2 protein-coding genes are annotated in these 2,928 nt (G+C 37.1%); both read left to right on the top strand.

The window, feature by feature from the left end; translation table 11 throughout:
* Positions 1 to 887 (top strand): M28 family peptidase (locus ABJI11_RS17220; protein WP_348355051.1); only part of this gene is annotated, 887 nt, incomplete at its 5' end.
* A gap of 80 nt (positions 888 to 967) precedes the next feature.
* Positions 968 to 2,928, top strand: a 1,961-nt coding sequence (locus ABJI11_RS17215) for a glycosyl hydrolase (protein WP_348355048.1), incomplete at its 3' end; no start/stop codon positions are given.

The raw sequence follows: 2,928 nt of genomic DNA, 5'->3' as shown, positions 1-2,928 counted from the left end.
TTCAAGAACCTGGTGCGAATGACAATGCTACAGGTGTTGGTACACAGTTAGAAATGGCTAAAACAGCCGCTAAATTGTTTGCTGAAGGTAAAATTAGTTTTAAAAGAACTATGACTTTTTTATGGGGTGATGAAATCATTTCTACCCAGCGATATATTCAAGAAGATAGTGAACGTGCAAAAGGAATAAAATGGGGCATTAGTTTAGACATGGTGGGTGAAAACACTTTAGTAACTGGCGGTACATTCTTAATTGAAAAAATGCCTGACCCAAGTGCCATTTGGACTCGCGGAAAAGACAAACACAGCGAATGGGGTGGTGATGTTTTAAAACTAGAAGACATGAAACCTCATTACCTAAACGATTTTATAATTTCTACTTTTAAAGAACAAGGTAAACATGCCAATTGGATCGTAGAAACCAACCCTTTTGAAGGTGGCAGCGACCACACTCCTTTTTTACAGAATAATATCCCAGGATTATTACTTTGGCACTTTACAGACCAATTTTACCATACCGATAACGACCGTATAGATAAGGTCTCTCAAAAAACCATGAAAAATGTGGGTACAGCAGCTTTGGTGAGCGGACTAGAGCTAGTAAATGCATCTGATAATTTTGCTAAAACTCAAATTGACGACCTTAAAATTCGAGCTAAATCGCGTTTAGAAACAGAAGCAAAACTGAGTAAATCTGCCATTGCAGAAGGTAGTACAATTGATGCTGAAGAGCAAGTAATTAACGCTTGGGAAGACTGGTATTTAAACGCGCTAAATTCTATAAATGATATTAATGTCAGTCATAACTCAGAAATAAAAACCGCCATTTCAAATGCTCAAAAAGAAATACAATTGAAATCTAAAAAACTAAAAACATCACTTAAATAAAAATTCCAGTCAAATGATTTCAGTTTGTCAAGAGCATAAGTAATCAGTAACTTACCATCAGCACTATCAACAACATGAAAATGAAACAATTTTACCTTTTAGTATTTGCCAGTATTTCTATAGCATCGGCACAAGTTCAACCAACCCCATCGCAAAAAGTAGAGGCATCTTTAATGGCGAAAAAAGCTATGGACGCGAATTCGTTGGTTAAAAATATTCAGCTAAAAAATATAGGTCCATCTGTAATGAGCGGTCGTGTAGTAGATTTAGCCGTAAACGAAGACAATCCAACAGAATATTATGTAGCCTACGCCTCAGGCGGATTGTGGTATACCAACAACAACGGTAATTCTTTTACTCCCGTAATGGATGAAACCCAAACGCAAAACCTGGGTGACATTGCGGTACATTGGCAAAGCGGAACTATTTGGGCAGGTACAGGAGAAAATAATTCTTCTCGTTCGTCATACGCTGGTATCGGAATTTTAAAATCTACAGATAAAGGAAAGACATGGGAACATATGGGTTTGAGCGATTCTCACCATATTGGTCGCATAGTTGTTAATCCAGATAATGCAAACGAAGTAACTGTTGGTGTAACCGGTCATTTATATTCTACAAATAAAGAACGTGGTATATACAAAACTACAGATGGTGGTAAAACTTGGAAAAACACCTTATTCATTGATGATAAAACAGGGATAATTGATGTTGCAGTTTCTCCTAAAAATTATAATCTTCAATATGCCGCGGCATGGCAAAAAGACAGAAAAGCGTGGGATTTTATTGGTAATGGCGAAGGTTCTGGAATTTACAAAAGTGTTGATGCCGGTAATACTTGGACAAAAATTTCTACTCCAACAAGCGGCTTCCCTACCGGTGAAGGTGTAGGCAGAATTGGTTTAGCTGTCTTTGATGACAATACAGTTTACGCGGTACATGACAGTCAATTTAGAAGAAACGCATCCAAAGAAAAGAAAGAAAAGCAAACAGGGTTGACTAAAGATGACTTTAAAACACTCTCAAAAGAACAATTCTTAGAGCTTAACGACAAAGACTTAAATGAATTTTTAAAGACTAATAACTTTCATGAAAAATACAGAGCTGCCAATGTAAAACAGATGGTACGTAGCAATGCCGTAAAACCAACTGACCTTGCCCTGTATTTAGAAGACGCAAACTCAATGTTATTTGACACTCCTGTAATTGGTGCAGAAGTATACCGCAGTAATGATGGTGGCACCACATGGACAAAGCAAAACGAAAACTATATAGACGATTTATTTTATAGCTATGGATATTATTTTGCTCAAATAACGGTAGACCCAAATAATGCTGATGCTATTTATTTATCTGGCGTTCCTATTATTGCTTCAAAAGATGGCGGTAAAACCTACACCTCTATAAATGGTGATAACGTACACTCTGATCACCATGCGGTATGGGTAAATCCTAATTTACCCGGTCATTTAATTAATGGAAATGATGGCGGTGTAAACACAAGTTATGACGATGGTAAAAATTGGTTTAAAAATAATTCGCCAACAGTAGCCCAATATTATGCTATTGCAGTAGATAATGAAAAACCATATAACGTATATGGCGGACTTCAGGATAACGGTGTTTGGATGGGTCCACATAATGCCGAAGAAAATACAAGATGGCAACAAACAGGTCAATACCCTTGGAAATCTATTATGGGTGGTGATGGTATGCAGGTACAAGTAGATAATCGCAATTCTAATATTGTCTATACAGGCTACCAATTCGGTAATTATTTTAGAATCGATTTAGAAAATGAAACACGCAACTACATTCAGCCAAAGCATGAATTAGGCGAAACTCCGTATCGTTTTAACTGGCAATCTCCAATTTTACTTTCTCCTCATAATCAAGACATTCTATACATGGGAAGCAACAAACTTCATCGTTCCCTAAACCAGGGTGATACTTGGGAAACTATATCGGCAGATTTAACTCAAGGTGGCAAAAAAGGTAATGTAGCTTTTGGGACATTGGCAACCATATCAGAATCCCCTTT

This window comes from Maribacter sp. (assembly GCF_039968975.1).
Taxonomy (GTDB): domain Bacteria; phylum Bacteroidota; class Bacteroidia; order Flavobacteriales; family Flavobacteriaceae; genus Maribacter.
This window is presented reverse-complemented; position numbering and strand designations above follow the sequence as displayed.